Origin of the sequence: Pseudomonas fluorescens (genome assembly GCF_001708445.1) — a bacterium.
Classification (GTDB): domain Bacteria; phylum Pseudomonadota; class Gammaproteobacteria; order Pseudomonadales; family Pseudomonadaceae; genus Aquipseudomonas; species Aquipseudomonas gorinensis.
In genome coordinates, this window is sequence record NZ_CP015637.1 from 1275841 (window position 1) to 1294658 (window position 18818).

The following is an 18818-nucleotide window of genomic DNA, read 5'->3' on the forward strand; positions in this document are numbered from 1 at the left end:
CGGGCCCAGGCCAGGCTGCGTCGCTTTCAGGGGCTGCGCAGGCGTTTTCTGAAACATTTGCTCACGCTTAGCCATGGCTTAGCCTGATGCTCGTCGATTCACAGGACGAACGTTGCTGGCGCCTCTGGCGGTCGCGGCCCATAGTTGGGCCAAAGCCCAATAAAGAGACTGGCCATGACCAAGACTCTCCATCACCGTGCCTGCCATCTGTGCGAAGCCATTTGTGGCTTGACCCTGGAAACCACCCGCGCCGACGACGGTAGCCTGGCCATTACCTCGATCAAGGGGGACCCGCAGGACACGTTCAGTCGCGGCCATATCTGCCCCAAGGCTGTGGCGTTGCAGGATATCCAGAATGACCCGGACCGCCTGCACCAGCCTATGTTGCGGGTGGGCAGCGAATGGCAGCCGATCCCCTGGGAAGACGCCTTTGCCCTGGTCGCCGAGCGACTGGCGGGGATCCAGGCGCGGCATGGGCAGAATGCCGTGGCGGTGTATCAGGGCAACCCCAGCGTGCACAACTATGGGCTGATGACCCACAGTAACTACTTTCTCGGCCTGTTGAAGACGCGCAATCGGTTTTCCGCAACCTCGGTGGACCAATTACCCCATCACCTCACCAGTCACCTGATGTACGGCCATGGCCTGTTGCTGCCGATCCCGGACATCGACCACACCGACTTCATGCTGATCCTCGGCGGCAACCCCCTGGCGTCCAACGGCAGCATCATGACCGTGCCTGATGTGGAGAAGCGTCTCAAGGCCATCCAGGCCCGGGGGGGCAAAGTGGTGGTGGTCGATCCGCGGCGCAGCGAGACGGCGGCGATGGCCGACCAGCACATTTTCGTGCGGCCTGGCGGGGATGCGGCGCTATTGTTTGGCTTGCTCAACACGCTGTTTGCCGAGGACCTGACCCGCGACAGCCATCTGCCGGTTGAGGGCCTGGAAGAAGTACGCCGCGCTATCGCCGGATTTACCCCAGAGGCCATGAGCCGTCAGTGTGCGGTGCCTGCCGGGCAGATTCGCCAGTTGGCGCGGGACTTCGCCGCGGCGGACAAGGCCGTGTGTTACGGACGGATGGGGGTTTCGACCCAGGCGTTCGGCACGCTGTGCCATTGGCTGGTGCAATTGATCAACCTGGTGACTGGCAACCTCGACCGCGAGGGTGGTGCGCTCTGCACCAGCCCTGCAGTGGATCTGGTGGCCTCCACCGGCGGTGGGCATTTCAACCGCTGGCAGAGCCGGGTTTCCGGGCGCCCGGAGTACGGCGGCGAGTTGCCCGTGTCGGCACTGGCTGAGGAAATGCTCACCGAAGGCGAAGGACAGATCCGCGCCCTGGTGACAGTGGCCGGTAACCCGGTGCTCTCGACACCCAATGGGCGTCAGTTGGAACAGGCTCTGGACGGGCTCGAGTTCATGGTCAGTGTCGACCTCTATATCAACGAAACCACGCGATACGCCGACCTGATCCTGCCGTCCACCTCGGCGCTGGAAAACGACCATTACGACACCACGTTCAATATGTTCGCCGTACGCAATGTCACCCGTTTCAATCGCGCGATCCTGCCCAAGCCTGAGGGCGCGCTGCATGACTGGGAAATCTTTGTCGGGTTGGCCAAGGCTTTTGCGGCGCGGACCGGTGTGGCACTCAAGCCGATCCTACCGCCGGCGCAGATGATCGATTTCGGGCTGCGCGCGGGTGCCTACGGTGATGCGTCCGCTCACAAATTGTCGGTGGCAATGCTGGCGGACCATCCCCATGGCGTGGACCTGGGGCCGCTCAAGCCCAATCTTGCCGAGCGACTGAAAACGGCCAACGGCCGGGTGCAGGCGGCCCCTGCGGTGATCCTGGCAGACCTGGCGCGTTTTGCGGCGCAGCCGGTACCCGTGGACGACGAACTGCTGCTGATCGGCCGCCGCCATGTGCGCAGCAACAATTCCTGGATGCATAACTATCATCGGCTGGTGAAGGGCAAGCCGCGCCATCAGTTGCTGATGCACCCTGATGACCTGGCCAGCCGTCGGTTGAGTGATGGGCAGCGGGTGAGGGTCAGTTCGCGTATCGGCATGATTGAGGTGGAGGTCGTGGCCAGTTTGGACATGATGCCTGGCGTCGTCAGCTTGCCCCATGGTTGGGGGCATGGGCGTCCGGGGGTGCAGATGGCTATCGCCAGCACTCAGCCTGGGGCCAGTGCCAACGACCTGACCGACGAGCGGCAGTTGGATGAGCTGTCGGGGAACGCGGCGCTCAATGGCGTGCCTGTACAGGTCGCGGCCGCATAAGGTGCCCGAGCACCGCGCTGGAATTTTGCGTTACAATGCGCCACCGTGCCGACCTGTGAGTCGCAAAGTTCCAGCCGAGGTGTTCCATGGATATCATCGAAACGATCAAAGAGCAGATTGCCAACAACACCATTCTGCTTTACATGAAGGGCGCCCCAAACGCTCCGCAGTGCGGTTTCTCCGCGAAGGCGTCCCAGGCCGTCATGCAGTGTGGCGAGAAATTCGCCTACGTGGATATCCTGCAAAACCCGGAAATTCGCGCCAACCTGCCTAAGTACGCCAACTGGCCGACATTCCCACAGCTGTGGGTTGACGGTGAACTGGTCGGCGGCAGCGATATCATCACTGAAATGGCCGCTGACGGTTCGTTGCAGACGCTGATCAAAGACGCAGCGGCAAAAGCGGCAGCCAAGACTGAAGCTTGATGCTGGTGTAAAAGCGCGTAATAAAAAGCCCCGCTTCTCCTGAGAGAGCGGGGCTTTTTTGTACCTGTCGCTAAGGGTTATTCACCCATCTGCGATTGCAGGTAGTTCTCCAGGCTGACCTTGTCGATCAGGCCCAGTTGGGTTTCCAGCCAGTCGATATGTTCTTCCTGGTCTTCCAGGATATCTTCCAGCAGTTCACGGCTGCCGAAGTCGCCTTTGGTTTCACAGTGGGCAATGGCGGCCTTGAGGTCGCTGTGGCTCTTGCGCTCGAAGCCCAGGTCGCTGTTGATCATTTCCTGGGTGTGTTCGCCGATGTTCAGCTTGCCCAGGTCCTGCACGTTGGGCAGGCCTTCCAGGAACAGGATGCGCTTGATCAGCGCGTCGGCGTCCTTCATGGCCTTGATCGATTCTTTGTATTCGCGTTTGCCCAGCTTTTCGAGGCCCCAATCGTCATACATGCGTGCATGCAGGAAGTACTGATTGATCGCGACCAGTTCATTGCCAAGGATTTTATTGAGTTGCTGGATGACTGAGATGTCGCCTTTCATGACTGGGGTCCTGCCCTGTAATAGCTGTATATAGGGCGGAGTTTGAGTGTCGAAACCCCTACTGTCAAACCTAAGTTATTGAATAATAAATGAAAATTAATAGGAATAAGAATGTTTGTGTTCCGCGTCTTGACGCTAACTAATTGAAATACGGGCATAAAAAAACCGGACACTCTGTCCGGTTCTTTAAAACACGCTTATTTAAGCGTGTGTAAATTCTGCTGAGTAGGGGAGCGCGGCCTGGGCTGTTTGCAGCTGCGTCAGGGTTTCCCGTACCACTTGCTTGGCGAGGCAGGCGCATTTGCCGCATTGGCTGGCAACGCCGGTGGTTTCACGCACTTCTTTGTAGCTGCAGCAACCTTCATAGATTGCTTCGCGGATTTGTCCGTCGGTGACGCCAGTGCAGAGGCAGACATACATAAGGGAGAACCGTCGCGGGTTGAGGCTTAAGTGCGATGGATCTTAATGTTAACGAGAATGATTGTCAAAGTAGAATCGTAGGTCTTTAGGCTAAACGCCCGCGCGCTGACGAACGGTTTTTTCAGTGTATGATGTTCGGTCTTCACGAAGCGTGACTGCGTCACAGGTCTGTCGCTTAGGTGCGACAGACTCGAGGCCGGTCCTTTTACTTCAATCGTCACCCCTACATCAGGAGATAACCCATGAGCGTACTCGTCGGTAAACAAGCCCCGGATTTCGACGTCCCAGCCGTCCTCGGCAATGGCGAAATCGTTGACAGCTTCAAATTGTCTGAAGCCATCAAAGGCAAATACGGCCTGGTGTTTTTCTACCCGCTGGACTTCACCTTTGTCTGCCCTTCGGAACTGATCGCCCTGGATCACCGCATGGCCGATTTCAAGGCGCGCAATGTTGAAGTGGTCGCCGTTTCCATCGACTCCCATTTCACCCACAACGCCTGGCGTAACACTGCCATCAATGATGGCGGCATCGGCAAAGTCCAATACACCATGGCTGCCGACATGAAGCACGACATCGCCAAGGCCTACGACGTTGAGTCCGAAGGCGGCGTGGCTTTCCGTGGCGCGTTCCTGATCGATGACAAGGGCGTTGTGCGCTCGCAGATCATCAACGACCTGCCGCTGGGCCGTAACATGGAAGAGCTGATCCGTCTGGTCGACGCCCTGCAATTCCACGAAGAACACGGCGAAGTCTGCCCTGCCAACTGGAAAAAAGGCGATAAAGGCATGAACGCTTCGCCTGAAGGTGTTGCGGCTTACCTGACCGAGAACGCTGGCAAGCTGTAAGCCAGATTCCGGGTAAAAAAAACCGGCCTGAGAGGGCCGGTTTTTTTATGCGCGGGCGATGAACTCAGTCGCTGAAGTCTTCCCAGCCACCCATCTGTTTCCAACGGTTGACGATACCGCAGAACAGTTCGGCGGTCTTTTCAGTGTCGTAGCGGGCCGAATGGGCTTCGCGTCCGTCAAAGTCGATACCGGCCGCCTGGCAGGCTTTGGCCAAGACGGTCTGGCCATAGGCCAGGCCGGCCAGGGTCGCCGTGTCAAAGCTGGAGAACGGGTGGAACGGGTTGCGCTTCATGTCCAGGCGTGCCACTGCGGCGTTGAGGAAGCCCAGGTCGAAGCTGCTGTTGTGACCCACCAGGATCGCGCGTTTGCAGCCATTGGCCTTCAATGCCTTGCGCACGCCACGAAAGATATCGGTCAGCGCCGCTTCTTCACTGACTGCCATGCGCAACGGGTGATCAAGCTTGATCCCGGTGAACTCCAGGGCCGCGGCTTCGATATTGGCGCCTTCGAACGGTTCAACCCGGAAGAAGTGCGTGTGTTCCGGGAACACGAAGCCCTGTTCATCCATGCCAATGGTGGTGGCCGCGATTTCCAGCAGGGCATCGGTGGCGCAGTTGAAGCCCCCGGTTTCTACGTCGATGACAACCGGCAGATAGCCGCGAAACCGCTCGGCCATCGGGTGACGGGAGCCGCCACCGCTATGCTCGTGTTCGTCGTCGTAATGGTCTTCACTCACTTGCTTTCCTCCAGCAGGCGCCAGCGCAGTGTTTCACCGGCGCGCAGCGGGATAACAGTCAGCTCGCCAAACGGCAGGCTGGCAGGGGCGGTCCAGTCTTCACGGACCAGGGTAATGCGATCGGTATTCGCCGGCAGGCCATAGAAACGTGGACCGTTGAGGCTGGCGAAGCCTTCGAGCTTGTCCAGGGCATTGCGCTGTTCGAATGCTTCGGCATACAGCTCGATGGCGGCATACGCGGTGTAGCACCCGGCACAACCGCATGCGGCTTCCTTGGCGTGCTGGGCATGGGGAGCCGAGTCGGTACCGAGGAAGAACTTCGGGTTGCCGCTGGTGGCGGCGTCCAGCAAGGCCACCTGGTGGGTATTGCGCTTGAGAATCGGCAGGCAATAGAAGTGCGGCCGAATCCCGCCCACCAGCATGTGGTTGCGGTTGTAGAGCAGGTGATGCGCAGTGATGGTCGCGCCCACGTTGGCCGAGGCCTCGGTGACGAACTGCACGGCATCCGCCGTGGTGATGTGTTCGAACACCACCTTGAGCGTGGGGAACAGCTCGACCACGCGGCGCATGTGCTCGTCGATGAAGATCTTCTCGCGATCGAACACGTCGACGTCGCCACGGGTGACTTCACCGTGGATCAACAGCGGCATGCCAACTTCAGCCATGGCTTCGATGGCGGGCAGGATCTTATCGATGCTGGTCACGCCTGAGTCGGAGTTGGTGGTTGCGCCCGCCGGGTACAGCTTGGCGGCGTGCACGAAACCGCAGGCCTTGGCCTCACGAATTTCTTCGGGCTGGGTGCGGTCGGTCAGGTAGAGCACCATCAGCGGTTCGAAGCGGCTGCCGGCCGGCCGCGCAGCGAGGATACGCTGGCGATAGGCGTCGGCTTGCTCGGCATTGCGCACCGGAGGTACCAGGTTAGGCATGATGATGGCGCGGCCAAACGTACGCGCTACATCGGCCACGGTTTGGGGCAACGCAGCACCATCGCGAAGATGAATATGCCAGTCGTCGGGACGCAGCAGGGTCAGGCGGTCGGACATTGGGGATTCCAGGCGGGTCAATCTGGTGGGAATGCTACCGGAAAAGACTCTTGCAGGCACTCGCTATCAAGTTTTGCAGGATGCGACCGATATCCCTGGGTATGCCTTAACGATGTATGACGCTTTGAAGTGTTGTAGAAACCAGTGGAGCCTCCCGTGCGCCAGCATTATCTAGCCCTGCTCAGTGTGTTCGCCAGCCTGCCTGCGATGGCCCTCACGTTCCAGACACGTCTGGAAAATATTGAGTGGAAGGTGGAAGGCGACCAATTCGAGTGCCGCCTGACCCAGCCGATCACCGATTTCGGCTCGGGTGAGTTCGTGCGCCGGGCCGGCGAGCAGGCCACGTTCCGTTTGAAAGCCTACAGCGGCGCGTTGGGCGCGGGCTCGGCCACGTTGCTGGCGGCCGCTGCGCCCTGGCAACCGGGCCGGGGCGATATCAACCTCGGCGCCGTGCACGCGGGCAGTGGCGACGTTCTGTTCAACAGTTCCCAGGCCCAGGCCGGGCGCCTGTTCACCGGTTTGCTTGAGGGGCGCAGCCCGACCGTGCGGCATTACGCCCGCGAGGGCGGCTATTCGGAAATTCGCCTGTTACCGGTGAAATTCAACAAGGCCTATAACGACTATCAACTGTGCACCGCCAAGCTGTTACCGATGAATTACGATCAGGTCAAACAGACCGAAATCGGCTTCCCCGGTGGAGGCATCGAACTGGATGCTGCGGCCAAGCGCAAGCTGGCGGTGATTCTCGCGTTCATGAAAGCCGACCCGACGGTGAACCATATCGAGTTGAACGGCCACTCCGACAACAGCGGCAATCGCCTGACCAACCGCGATGTGTCGCGCCGGCGTGCCCTGGCGGTGATGGACTACTTCAAGGCCAATGGTATCCAGGAGTCGCAGATCACGATGCGCTTCCATGGCGAAAGCTACCCCCTGGCGCCTAATACCAACGCCGCCAACCGCGCCCGTAACCGCCGCGTGAACATTCAGCTCGAGCGCGTTGCCGTTCCGGACAAAACGGCGCCCCAGGCCAAGGCCCCCAGCAACCCTGCTGCCACGTCATAAAGTGCGACCATCGGTCGCTCGGTCGACATAATCTGTCGCTTTATCTTCATTTGCTGTCGCGCCCCTGTAAATTCACGGTTTTGGTCGGTAGAATCGACGCCTTTCCGTAAAACCCCGTGGAGTGATGGCATGGCCGACGTAAACAAGGTCGTTCTCGCGTATTCCGGCGGCCTGGACACTTCGGTGATCCTCAAGTGGCTGCAGGATACTTATAACTGTGAAGTGGTGACCTTCACCGCTGACCTGGGTCAGGGCGAAGAGGTCGAACCTGCACGTGCCAAGGCGCAAGCCATGGGCGTGAAAGAGATCTACATTGACGACCTGCGCGAAGAGTTCGTCCGCGATTTCGTTTTCCCGATGTTTCGCGCCAACACCGTCTACGAAGGTGAGTACCTGCTGGGTACTTCCATCGCACGCCCGCTGATCGCCAAGCGCTTGATCGAAATCGCCAACGAAACCGGCGCTGACGCCATTTCCCATGGTGCCACCGGCAAGGGCAACGACCAGGTACGCTTCGAATTGGGCGCCTACGCGCTGAAGCCTGGTGTGAAAGTGATTGCTCCTTGGCGTGAGTGGGACCTGCTGTCCCGTGAAAAGCTGATGGATTACGCTGAAAAGCACGCGATCCCGATCGAGCGTCATGGCAAGAAGAAATCCCCGTACTCGATGGATGCCAACCTGCTGCACATCTCCTATGAAGGCGGTGTGCTGGAAGACACCTGGACCGAGCACGAAGAAGACATGTGGAAATGGACCGTCTCCCCGGAGAACGCTCCCGACAAGCCGCAATACCTGGAACTGACCTACCGCAACGGCGATATCGTCGCGCTGGACGGTGTCGAAATGACCCCGGCCACCGTGCTGGCGACCTTGAACCGTATCGGTGGCGCGCACGGTATCGGCCGTCTCGACATCGTCGAGAACCGCTACGTGGGCATGAAGTCCCGTGGCTGCTATGAAACCCCGGGTGGCACCATCATGCTGCGCGCTCACCGCGCCATCGAATCCATCACCCTGGATCGCGAAGTGGCTCACCTCAAAGACGAGCTGATGCCCAAGTACGCCAGCCTGATCTACACCGGCTACTGGTGGAGCCCTGAGCGCCTGATGCTGCAACAGATGATCGATGCTTCCCAGGTCCACGTGAACGGCGTTGTACGTCTGAAGCTGTACAAGGGCAATGTGATCGTTACTGGTCGTAAGTCGGATGAATCGCTGTTCGACGCCAATATCGCCACCTTCGAAGAAGATGGCGGCGCCTACAACCAGGCGGACGCGGCAGGCTTCATCAAGTTGAACGCACTGCGCATGCGCATTGCGGCCAACAAGGGTCGCAAGTTGTTCTGAGTCTTTAAGATGGTGTGAAAGATGGCCCCTTTTTCAAGGGGCCATTTTTTTGCCTTGAAAAAGGTGGGAACCCCATATGTTTAAGCAGTGTTTAATGCGGAATTTTAAGCGCTTAAAAAGTTGAGTTTGCGGGCGTAGCTGTTTTTAAAGGTATGAATGAATTATTTACACCTGATCAGGAACTATGTCTTACAGAAAATTCACTCACAAAAGTACGGGGCAGTTGTAAGACGCAGAAAGTTCTGTAGGAAAATTAGGGTGTAAGTAGATATGTTAAATGGAACTGAAAGAGTCAGGCTTTTTTTGCCAGCTCGTACGCGTGAAGGCGACAAACAAGGGGCGTTTCCTGAAACTCCTGTGCGCCACGTTTACCTTCACCCCCTTATGTATTGGATATTTCACTCAAAATATGTGTGCCCCCGGAAAGGTCTGAAAGGCTCCATAAAACTCGATACATCCGCGTTGGTGATTTTTTGTAGGTTAATTCCTATCTGGTTGTGGGTTGGGTCTCTGCTTGCTGTTGCTCAGGGGGGAATGCTATGCCAACTAGGAAACGACTAGGCTATTGTGCTTGCTCTGAATAATTCGAACAGCGAAATTGGACTTTCTCATGAATAAAGTGCTGATCGTGGATGATCATCCCGTCATTCGTCTTGCTGTGCGTATGCTAATGGAACGCCATGGTTATGAGGTCGTTGCCGAGACCGATAACGGTGTCGATGCGTTGCAACTTGCGCGGGAGCATATGCCGGACATTGTCATACTGGATATTGGAATTCCCAAACTGGATGGTCTGGAAGTTATCTGTCGACTGTCCTCCACCAAACAGGCCACGCCGTTCAAGGTGCTGGTGCTGACATCGCAGGCACCCGGGCATTTCTCCATGCGTTGCATGCAGGCAGGGGCGGCCGGCTACGTGTGCAAGCAGCAGGACCTGACCGAGTTGCTGAGTGCTATCAAGGCGGTGCTCTCCGGCTACAGTTACTTCCCGAATCAGGCGCTGAACTCGGTACGTTCCACCATGGGCAACGCCAGTGAGGCGGACATGGTCGAGCGTCTCTCCGGCCGGGAGATGATGGTATTGCAGCAATTGGCGCGTGGTAAAACCAACAAGGAGATTGCCGATGGCATGTTCCTCAGCAACAAGACCGTGAGTACTTACAAAACGCGCTTGCTGCTCAAGCTCAATGCACGCTCCCTGGTCGACTTGATCGAGTTGGCCCAGCGCAACGGGCTGGTATAGGGGAGGGCGTCATCAAGGTAGATCGGCAGAAAAAAGCCTCCGCAAGGGAGGCTTCCGGCCGTCATCGGCTCTATCAGAGGTCGAAATCGTAGTCGGCCAGCTGTTTTTGCAAGCGTCGCTCTTCCAGGAGATTGTCGATAGTGCGGCGTTTGCTTAGATTGGTCTTGGCCACCTCTACTACAGGTGTTTCTGCCCCGTCGTCATCCGACTCAACGAGGTCGTCATCCACTTCCAGTTGTTCTTTGCCAGTGCTCATAAGGTTAACTCCGGGCTAAGACTGCCGTTGGCGCTCCTTATAACGATAATCCATGGATGGGTAAAAAAGATTTTTTCAATCGACTGATCGTAAAAATCAATGATTCCTCAATCGTCGGAGGTTTTTTCCTTGTACTCGCACAGGTCCTCGATGCGACAGCTGCCGCAGCGTGGCTTGCGCGCCTGGCAGACATAACGCCCGTGCAGGATCAGCCAATGATGCGAATCGAGCAGATAGGGCTTGGGAACAAACTTCATCAGCTGCTTTTCCACTTCCACCACGTTCTTCCCGCGTGCAATGCCGGTGCGGTTGCTGACACGAAAAATATGTGTGTCCACGGCCATTGTCAGCTGGCGAAACGCCGTATTGAGCACCACATTGGCCGTCTTGCGGCCCACGCCGGGCAGCGCTTCCAAGGCTTCGCGTGTTTGCGGTACTTCACCGCCATGCCGCTCCACCAGCAGGCGGCAGGTCTCGATGACATTCTTGGCCTTGCTGTTATACAGGCCGATGGTCTTGATGTACTCGGACAAACCCTCAACGCCCAGGGCATAAATCGCCGCGGGTGTGTTCGCCACAGGAAATAGCTTGGCCGTGGCCTTGTTGACGCCCACATCGGTCGATTGGGCCGAGAGAATCACGGCAATCAGCAACTCGAATGGCGATGAGTAGGCCAGTTCGGTCTTGGGTTCCGGATTGTCTTCGTGAAGCCTGCGAAAAATTTCCAATCGTTTTGCGGCGTTCATGGGGCGAGCGGCTCCTTGCTGGCGGTCAGCGTGATTTCGAGTAGTGGGCCCAGGCTTGGCACCCTGCGAGCAGTAACCCGAGCAGGATAAACCCGGCAGGCATGAATGTGGTGGCGGTACCGGCGCGTAGCAACCCCAGCAGTATCAGCAGGGCGGCGAAAAGGCCAAACAGCCGCAGGCGTGCCTTGTGCTGGCCGGCCGCGAAGAAGCCGCCGTGTTCCAGTACTACGCATTGCACGCTGATCATGGCGAGATAGAGGCCCAGTTGCTGATAGGTCGTGAGTGCAAATGCCTGCAACAGTAACTGCACGACACTGACCAGGGTCGCGGCCAGCATCAGGCTGGCAATCAACCGTAAGGGGGCGCTGAGGCGGGATCGCACACCTGCCATGACCAGGCCATACAGCGTCACGACTAGCACGGACAGCCCCAGGAAACTCAGGGCCTTGGGCAGCGTGTCACTCACTCCGATCAACGGTGTCAGCATCAGCGTATTGGCCAGGCCAAAGGCTTTAGTCATGGGCCGCGTGCTCCAGCAATGCAGATCGATGTTCGTCGAAAAAACGCAGCGCATCGTGGGCGGCATTGGACACCGCGCGGGAAGTCAGGGTCGCGCCTGCCATCTGATCGAATGTCGGGTCTTTCAGGTCGCTGCGGGTGCGGCCTTTGAAGGCGGCCAGCCAAGGGTTGCCGGGCTCACTGATATGGCCACCAAGGCTTGGGGTTTCCGAGTGCGCCAGCGGTTTGATTGCCAGCAGCTTACCGTCGCGGTCGATGGCCACCAGCAGTTCAATCGGCCCGCCGTAGCCGTTGGCTTGTAACCGCAGGATCACGGCGCTTGCCTGGCCGGCCAGGGTTGCCAAGTAGCCACCTTGAAGCTGGCTGTTTGACAGGGGTTGGGGAGCGATCGCCAGCGCCTGGTCCAAGGGCTGGTTGTCGTAGCGGTCCGCGGGTAGCAGGTCGAGTAGGGCCTGACGCTGTTGCGCCTGGGCTTGGAGCGCCACATGGCCGGCGGTCAGGTGCTGCAGCCCCAAGGTCAAGGCGATGCCGCCCATGCTAATCAGCAGCGCCAACAGCAGGCCTCGGGTGACTCTCATGCATTCACCTGCGGCTGTTTCGGTGCCACCAGGCGCTCCAGCGCGGGCACGGCCAGGTTCATCAGCAATACTGCGAAGGCTACCCCGTCCGGGTAACCGCCCCACGTGCGAATCAGATAGGTCAGCGCGCCTACGCCCGCGCCAAAGAGCAGGCGTGCCCGCGGGCTCCTGGGGCCCGACACCGGCTCGGTGATGATGAAAAAGGCGCCGAGAAGGGTGGCGCCGGTCAGCAGATGAAACAGCGGCGAGCCATGGGAATCCGAACCCGACCCGTTCCAGCACAGCAGGCTGATCACAAATAGGCTGCCCAGCATGCCAACGGGTGCATGCCAGCTGAACACGCGCTGCCATAACAGCCAGAGGCCACCCATGAGATAGGCCAGGCCGACCCACTCGCTGGCCCTGCCGCCGAAATGCCCAAATGCCGGGCTGCGCGCGAACAGCTCGTCGATGGTCAGGCTCTTGTTGATTCGCAGGGCATCCAAGGCGGTGGCCTGGGCCCAGGCATCCGGCGCCGCGCCGTGCAGGCCCAGAACCTGATTGACGCCGGCCAGCAGGTCCAGGCCATGGGGCGCCGGCCAGTGGCTCATGGGTTGGGGAAAGGCCACCAGCATCAGGGCGTACCCGACCATGGCCGGATTGAATGGGTTTCGATTGCCACCATACAAGTGCTTGCCCAGCAGCAACCCTCCGGTGACAGCGGCTACACACAGCCACCATGGACAATAGGGTGGCAGGGCCAGGGCCAACAGTGTGGCGCTGACCAGGCTGCTCAGGTCACGAACGCGCCGTCCTCGCAGGCGGTCGACACCCGCGTCCACCAGTAGCGCGCATCCCCCAGCCAAGATCAAATTGATCAACACCCCCCATCCGTACCACCAGCACAGCGCCACGACGCCCGGCAGCGTTGCGAGCAACACGCGCTGCAAGGCCTGCTGCGGATCAGGCGTTGTCATGGGCGTCCACCAGGCGCTGTGCCTCATCCAGCTTGCCTTGCGCCTCGGCCAATTGCTGCGGGTCGGCCTTCTGATCCTGGGCTCTCTTCAGCTCTGCGCGGCGCATGGCCAGTTGGATCTTGGCGCGCTTGAGTTCGGCGGTATTACTGGGGGCTGCAGCCTTGGGGGCGCTGTTCAACTCCAGCGCGGCAAGTGCCTGCTCTGCGGCCTCGAACTGCTGTTGCAGGACGATCAATTGCGACTGCTGCTCAAACGTCGGTGGATGCCCGAACGCCTTCAAGGATTTGTGCAGTTGGGCGCGACTCATGGCCACGCTGATTTTCGCTTGCTTGACCGCTGCCTCCCTCGCCGCCTGGGCTTTATCGACCTGCACTGGCTCCGGCGCAGCGGTGTGTCTGGTCCGGGCCAGGCGTTCGGCGATCTTGAGCGCTTCTTCCCGTCGCAGACGTGCATTGCGTTGCTCAAAGCGCCGTCGTGCACGATCACGCTTGAGGCCGCGCTGACGGCGTTGGTCTTCGTTGGTGGCGAGGCCTCCGACGATGGGTAGCGCCGTGAGCAACGGGTGCATTTCGATGCAATCGACCGGGCAGGGCGCGACGCACAGGTCACAACCCGTGCATTCGTCGATGATCACCGTGTGCATCAGCTTGGCGGCGCCGACGATGGCGTCCACCGGGCATGCCTGGATGCACTTGGTGCAACCGATGCACTCGGCTTCGCGGATATACGCAACCTGCGCGGGTGCCTCGCCCCGCGTGGCGTCCAGTTCCAGCACCGGCACTTTCAGCAACTGTGCCAGCCCGGCGATGGTTTCCTGCCCACCCGGCGGGCACTTGTTAATCGCCTCACCCTGGGCAATACCTTCGGCGTAAGGCTTGCAGCCTGGGTGGCCGCACTTGCCGCATTGAGTCTGCGGCAGCAGCGCGTCGATACGTTGAATCAGGTTCATGCTTTGAACATTGCGTTGAAGCCGAAGAAGGCCACTGCCATCAGCCCGACGCTGATCAGTTCGACCGGCAGGCCGCGAAAAGGCAGGGGGATGTCGTTGTCGGCGATGCGTTGGCGCAAGTCGCTGAACAGGCTCAGCACCAGCCAGAAACCGAGCCCGGCGCCCAGGCTCAATGCGGCCATGTGCACCACGCCTTTATCATTTTGTGTCCCCATCACGACCACGGCCAGTACGCCGACGTTACCCAGCAGCAGTGGCCACAGACCGTTGGTTACCAGGGCGGGGCGCACGCGCGTCAGCAGGCTGAGCACCGGGTGGATCAACAGCGCGGTCAGCGGCAAAAACACAAATAGCCGCAGTGTCGTCAATGCGAACGGCTGCAACAGATAGTGGTCCAGCAGATAACCCAGCACGCCGCTGAGCACCATCAATAGGGTGGTGGCGATCCCGAGCGCATGCAGCCGTTGGCGTGAGGCCAGGGCCAGCACCGGGTCGACCGCCAGCGGCATCTGCAACACGAAGTTGCTGATCAGGGCGGCGCTGACAAGGGTGAGGAACATATCGGTCATGGTCATGCCGGTTAAGCAAACAGGGCCTGATTATCCGGCAAGCGAGAAGGGGGTACTAGCTGAAAAGCCCCGTCGCCGTAACGACAGGGCTGTTTCGCCGGGCTTACTTGATGCGTTGACCCGGCTTGGCGCCGCTGTCAGGGCTCAGCAGGTAGATTTCTTCGCCGCCAGGGCCAGCCGCCATCACCATGCCTTCGGAAATACCGAACTTCATTTTCCGCGGCTTGAGGTTGGCGATCATCATGGTCAGGCGACCATTGAGCTTGGAGGGGTCCGGATAGGCGCTCTTGATCCCGGAGAACACGTTGCGTTGCTCGTCACCGATATCCAAGGTCAGGCGCAGCAGCTTGTCGGCACCTTCAACGGCTTCGGCCTTGACGATCAGCGCAACGCGCAGGTCCACGGCGGCAAAGGCGTCGAACTCGATCTCCGGGGAGAGGGGGTCCTTGGCCAGTTCACCGTTGCCCGCTGGCGTCGATTCGCCGGTATCGGTCTGGCTGGCGACCAGGTCTTCTTTCGAAGCGTCGGTCATGGCCTGGACTTTTACCGGGTCGATGCGGGTCATCAGTGGCTTGAACTCGTTCAGCGGGTGGTTGCCGAGCAGGGTGGCGTGGTCATTCCAGGTCAGCGGCGCGACGTTGAGGAACGCCTCGGCGTCGGCGGCCAGCAATGGCAGCACGGGCTTGAGGAAGATCACCAACTGGCGGAACAGGTTGACGCCGGTGGCGCAGATCGCCTGGACTTCAGCCTGCTTGCCTTCCTGCTTGTTCAGCGACCACGGTGCCTTGTCGGCGATCCAGGCGTTGGCACGGTCGGCCAGGCCCATGATCTCGCGCATCGCGCGGGCAAAGTCGCGGGCCTCATAGGCATCGGCAATGCTTGGCGCGGCGGCCAGGAAGGCCTCGGTCAGTTCCGGCGCGGCATTTTCCGCCACCATCACACCGGCGTTGCCCTTGTGGATGAACCCGGCGCAACGGCTGGCGATGTTGACGACTTTGCCCACCAGGTCGGAGTTGACCTTCTGTACGAAGTCTTCCAGGTTCAGGTCGAGGTCGTCGACGCCACGGCCCAGCTTGGAGGCGTAGTAGTAGCGCAGGTATTCCGGCGACAGGTGGTCCAGGTAGGTGCGCGCCTTGATAAAGGTGCCACGGGACTTGGACATCTTCTGGCCATTGACCGTCAGGTAACCGTGTACGGCGATGCCGGTTGGCTTGCGGTAGCCCGAACCTTCGAGCATGGCTGGCCAGAACAGGGCGTGGAAGTTGACGATGTCCTTGCCGATGAAGTGGTACAGCTCGGCGGTGGAGTCCTTGCCCCAGAAAGCGTCGAAGTCCAGCTCCGGCGTGCGGGCGCAGAGGTTCTTGAAGCTGGCCATGTAGCCGATCGGCGCGTCCAGCCACACGTAGAAGTACTTGCCTGGCTCGTCGGGGATTTCGAAGCCGAAGTACGGCGCATCGCGGGAGATGTCCCACTGTTGCAGGCCGGCGTCCAGCCATTCGGCGATCTTGTTCGCCACGGCGTCCTGCAGGGTGCCGCTGCGGGTCCAGGTTTGCAGCATCTGCTGGAAATCCGGGAGCTTGAAGAAGAAGTGCTGGGAATCCTTGAGCACCGGGATGGCGCCGGAGATAGCCGAACGCGGGTTCTTCAGGTCAGTCGGTGCGTAGGTGGCACCGCATTTTTCGCAGTTGTCGCCGTACTGGTCTTCGGTGCCGCATTTTGGGCAGGTGCCCTTGATGAAGCGGTCGGCCAGGAACATTTTCTTTTCCGGGTCGAAATACTGCGTGATCGAACGCGTGGCAATGTGCCCGGCGTCGCGCAAGCGCTTATAGATCTGGCTCGACAGCTCGCGGTTTTCGTCGGAGTGGGTCGAGTGGAAGTTGTCGAAGTCCACCAGGAAGTCGGCAAAGTCGGCGCTGTGTTCAGCCTGCACATTGGCGATCAGTTGTTCCGGGGTGATCCCTTCCTTTTCGGCGCGCAACATGATGGCCGAGCCGTGGGCGTCGTCCGCGCAGACATAGATGCATTGATTGCCGCGATGCTTCTGGAAGCGCACCCACATATCGGTCTGGATGTACTCAAGCATATGGCCAAGATGGATGGAACCATTGGCATAGGGCAGGGCGCTGGTGACGAGGATCTTGCGTGGCTCGGACATGGGGCTCGGCTACTTGATGAAACGGAGGTCGGCCACTATAAAGCGCCGGGAAATTTATTTCACCCCGTGGCGTTGTTTCAGCATCTTCCCTGTCTTCGAAAGCATGCCGTTAAGCCGCTGGAACGGTTAGGATAGCCGCCTGTTTCAGTCAGTCTTTTTTCGGGAGTAGCCCATGAGCGCCGTCAATCGCGCAGCGGTGGAAGCCGTTCTTCGCCAATACACCGACCCCTATTTGAACCAGGACCCGGTAAGTGCCGGCTGTGTACGCGCCATCGAGGTCCAGGGCGATCAGGTGTCGGTCCAGATGGAACTGGGTTATGCCGCCGGCCTGTTCAAGAGCGGCTGGGCGCAGATGCTGCAAATGGCTATCGAAGGCCTGGACGGCGTGGGGTCGGCCAAGGTCGACATTCGGTGCGTGATCGCGCCGCACAAGGCCCAGGCGCAGATCCCAGGCCTGGCCAACGTCAAGAACGTGGTCGCAGTGGCGTCCGGCAAGGGCGGTGTGGGTAAGTCCACCACGGCGGCCAACCTGGCCCTGGCCCTGGCGCGTGAAGGTGCGCGGGTGGGCATTCTTGACGCCGATATCTACGGCCCGAGCCAAGGCGTGATGTTCGGCATTGCCGAGGGCACGCGGCCGAAGGTCAAGGACCAGAAATGGTTCGTGCCGATTGAGTCCATGGGTGTGGAAGTGATGTCCATGGCCTTCCTCACCGATGACAACACGCCGATGGTATGGCGCGGGCCGATGGTGTCCGGCGCACTGCTGCAACTGGTCACGCAGACTGCCTGGGGCGACCTGGACTACCTGGTGATCGATATGCCGCCGGGCACGGGCGATATCCAACTGACCCTGGCGCAAAAAGTCCCGGTGGCTGGCTCGGTGATCGTGACCACGCCCCAGGACCTGGCGCTGCTCGACGCGAAGAAAGGCGTCGAGATGTTCCGCAAGGTCAATATCCCGGTGCTGGGCGTGGTGGAGAACATGGCGGTGCACATCTGCTCCAACTGCGGCCATGCCGAGCACTTGTTCGGTGAAGGGGGAGGCGAGAAGCTGGCGACCCAGTATGGCGTCGAACTGCTGGCCTCATTGCCGTTGTCGATGGGTATTCGCGAGCAGGCCGACGGCGGCAAGCCTACCGTGGCGGCCGAGCCCGATGGCCAGATCGCGATGATCTATCAGGAGCTGGCCCGCCATGTCGGCGCACGAATCGTGCTGCAAGAGGCTGCGACGCAGGCCATGCCGACTATCACTGTCAGTGAAGATTGAGGGGGCAGGATCGAGTCGGGACTGCCAAAGCGGCGAATTGCGCTTTTACGCAATGGCGCGTGTAAGCATTCGCTTACTTTTACGTAAGTGTTTGGTTTTTTTGCCCGCCCGTAGCGCCTCTAAATACCGGAGTGTTTTTCTATCTGATTGAAATATAACAACTATTTATTGTGTCTCGAGCAATGATAGCTGTCAGTCCAGCGGTTGGATCGCGTTGAACTTCGCCGGGAACTCTCTAAGATCAGCCCTGTGTCCACGGATTGGCACGGCCATCAAGGAACGATGGCTTGAAGGAACGTCGCAGGATGCGATTCATCAGGATGATGAAAAGGAATAAAGGGACTAGGGAAAAAATGTGGGCGGGTCATACCGCCCCTTTTTTTTGCCTGGAGAAAAGTGAGCGTCTGCCCCTGAACGCAAAAAAGGCCCGGAAGGGCCTTTTTTTTGGACTGCGACGCTGTCAGCGCTCGAGTTCTTTGATCTTGCCTTTTTTGCCATCCCACTCTTCCGCGTCCGGCAGAGGTTCTTTCTTCTCGGTGATGTTCGGCCAGATTTCAGCCAGCTCGACGTTCAACTGGATAAATTCCTGCATGTCTTCCGGGACTTCGTCCTCGGAGAAAATAGCGACGGCCGGGCATTCAGGCTCACACAGGGCGCAGTCAATGCACTCGTCCGGGTGGATGACCAGGAAATTCGGGCCTTCGTAGAAGCAGTCCACCGGACACACTTCTACGCAGTCGGTGTACTTGCACTTGATGCAGTTGTCGGTGACGACGAAGGTCATTTCTAATTTTCTCCTCAGGCGGCGGCAGCGAAACCCCTTATGGTGGGGCTCGCGAGGTTCGAGAGCGATAGTCTGCGGACCAGG

The 18818-nt window shown here is 59.4% G+C and carries 19 protein-coding genes and 1 pseudogene; 7 read left to right on the forward strand and 13 right to left on the reverse strand.

Features of this window, described 5'->3' with window-relative positions:
- The first annotated feature begins 174 nt into the window (after positions 1–174).
- Both A7317_RS05610 and grxD read left to right on the forward strand, forming a co-directional pair.
- Entirely contained in the window at positions 175–2283 is a 2109-nt protein-coding gene (locus A7317_RS05610) for a molybdopterin oxidoreductase family protein (protein WP_069075353.1), read from the forward strand.
- An 86-nt stretch (positions 2284–2369) separates the two neighbouring features.
- Positions 2370–2708 (forward strand): Grx4 family monothiol glutaredoxin, encoded by a 339-nt coding sequence (gene grxD / locus A7317_RS05615; protein ID WP_024073712.1) that lies wholly within the window; start codon positions 2370–2372, stop codon positions 2706–2708.
- 77 nt (positions 2709–2785) lie between these two features.
- On the opposite strand, the gene bfr is transcribed toward grxD, so the two are convergent.
- Together bfr and A7317_RS05625 are read right to left on the reverse strand one after the other, a co-directional pair.
- On the reverse strand, positions 2786–3256 hold the full coding sequence (bfr, locus tag A7317_RS05620) for a bacterioferritin (RefSeq protein WP_024073713.1): 471 nt from the start codon (positions 3254–3256) through the stop codon (positions 2786–2788).
- A 201-nt stretch (positions 3257–3457) separates the two neighbouring features.
- Positions 3458–3676, reverse strand: coding sequence for a bacterioferritin-associated ferredoxin (locus A7317_RS05625; RefSeq protein WP_010564137.1), 219 nt, complete (start codon positions 3674–3676; stop codon positions 3458–3460).
- A 242-nt stretch (positions 3677–3918) separates the two neighbouring features.
- Between A7317_RS05625 and A7317_RS05630 the strand changes: the two genes are divergently transcribed.
- On the forward strand, positions 3919–4521 hold the full coding sequence (locus A7317_RS05630) for a peroxiredoxin (protein ID WP_024073714.1): 603 nt from the start codon (positions 3919–3921) through the stop codon (positions 4519–4521).
- A gap of 64 nt (positions 4522–4585) precedes the next feature.
- Here the strand turns inward: A7317_RS05630 and rnt are convergent, their stop codons facing one another.
- Positions 4586–5257: a ribonuclease T gene (gene rnt / locus A7317_RS05635; RefSeq protein ID WP_024073715.1), complete on the reverse strand. Its 672-nt coding sequence runs from the start codon at positions 5255–5257 to the stop codon at positions 4586–4588.
- The gene (gene pyrC / locus A7317_RS05640) at positions 5254–6300 is read right to left on the reverse strand and encodes a dihydroorotase (protein ID WP_024073716.1); all 1047 of its coding nucleotides are present in this window, start codon (positions 6298–6300) and stop codon (positions 5254–5256) included. Before pyrC ends, rnt begins: the two co-directional genes overlap by 4 nt.
- 156 nt (positions 6301–6456) lie before the next feature.
- Here pyrC and A7317_RS05645 point away from each other — a divergent pair, with 156 nt between their 5' ends.
- The 3 genes from A7317_RS05645 (at position 6457) to A7317_RS05655 (ending at position 9955) form a co-directional block, all read left to right on the forward strand.
- Positions 6457–7365, forward strand: a complete 909-nt coding sequence (locus tag A7317_RS05645) for a flagellar protein MotY (protein ID WP_024073717.1) — start codon at positions 6457–6459, stop codon at positions 7363–7365.
- Positions 7366–7494: 129 nt separating this feature from the next.
- The gene (locus A7317_RS05650) at positions 7495–8712 is read left to right on the forward strand and encodes an argininosuccinate synthase (protein ID WP_024073718.1); all 1218 of its coding nucleotides are present in this window, start codon (positions 7495–7497) and stop codon (positions 8710–8712) included.
- 610 nt (positions 8713–9322) lie between these two features.
- Positions 9323–9955, forward strand: coding sequence for a response regulator transcription factor (locus tag A7317_RS05655; RefSeq protein ID WP_017844627.1), 633 nt, complete (start codon positions 9323–9325; stop codon positions 9953–9955).
- Positions 9956–10028: 73 nt separating this feature from the next.
- Here A7317_RS05655 and A7317_RS05660 read toward each other — a convergent pair whose 3' ends face one another.
- The 8 genes and pseudogenes from A7317_RS05660 to metG all read right to left on the reverse strand — a co-directional run bounded on the left by A7317_RS05660 (position 10029) and on the right by metG (position 16683).
- Positions 10029–10211: a PA3496 family putative envelope integrity protein gene (locus A7317_RS05660; protein WP_024073719.1), complete on the reverse strand. Its 183-nt coding sequence runs from the start codon at positions 10209–10211 to the stop codon at positions 10029–10031.
- A 107-nt stretch (positions 10212–10318) separates the two neighbouring features.
- Positions 10319–10957 (reverse strand): endonuclease III, encoded by a 639-nt coding sequence (nth, locus tag A7317_RS05665; RefSeq protein ID WP_024073720.1) that lies wholly within the window; start codon positions 10955–10957, stop codon positions 10319–10321.
- A 25-nt stretch (positions 10958–10982) separates the two neighbouring features.
- Entirely contained in the window at positions 10983–11477 is a 495-nt protein-coding gene (locus tag A7317_RS05670) for an Rnf-Nqr domain containing protein (RefSeq protein WP_024073721.1), read from the reverse strand.
- Positions 11470–12054: an RnfABCDGE type electron transport complex subunit G gene (locus tag A7317_RS05675; RefSeq protein WP_069075354.1), complete on the reverse strand. Its 585-nt coding sequence runs from the start codon at positions 12052–12054 to the stop codon at positions 11470–11472. The genes A7317_RS05670 and A7317_RS05675 overlap by 8 nt, the downstream gene beginning before the upstream one ends.
- Entirely contained in the window at positions 12051–13010 is a 960-nt protein-coding gene (locus tag A7317_RS05680; RefSeq protein ID WP_081329155.1) for an RnfABCDGE type electron transport complex subunit D, read from the reverse strand. The genes A7317_RS05675 and A7317_RS05680 overlap by 4 nt, the downstream gene beginning before the upstream one ends.
- A 556-nt stretch (positions 13011–13566) precedes the next feature.
- Positions 13567–13938: pseudogene (gene rsxB / locus A7317_RS31450) on the reverse strand (electron transport complex subunit RsxB); the annotation flags it as partial.
- A 17-nt stretch (positions 13939–13955) separates the two neighbouring features.
- Positions 13956–14528 carry an Rnf-Nqr domain containing protein gene (locus A7317_RS05690; RefSeq protein WP_069077371.1) on the reverse strand — a complete coding sequence of 191 codons (573 nt, stop codon included), beginning with the start codon at positions 14526–14528 and terminating at the stop codon, positions 13956–13958.
- 103 nt (positions 14529–14631) lie between these two features.
- Positions 14632–16683, reverse strand: coding sequence for a methionine--tRNA ligase (gene metG / locus A7317_RS05695; protein WP_069075357.1), 2052 nt, complete (start codon positions 16681–16683; stop codon positions 14632–14634).
- A gap of 172 nt (positions 16684–16855) precedes the next feature.
- On the opposite strand from metG, the gene apbC reads away from it, so the two are divergent.
- Entirely contained in the window at positions 16856–17950 is a 1095-nt protein-coding gene (gene apbC / locus A7317_RS05700; RefSeq protein WP_069075358.1) for an iron-sulfur cluster carrier protein ApbC, read from the forward strand.
- A gap of 460 nt (positions 17951–18410) precedes the next feature.
- Here apbC and fdxA read toward each other — a convergent pair whose 3' ends face one another.
- On the reverse strand, positions 18411–18734 hold the full coding sequence (gene fdxA, locus A7317_RS05705) for a ferredoxin FdxA (RefSeq protein ID WP_024073728.1): 324 nt from the start codon (positions 18732–18734) through the stop codon (positions 18411–18413).
- Positions 18735–18818 lie beyond the last annotated feature (84 nt).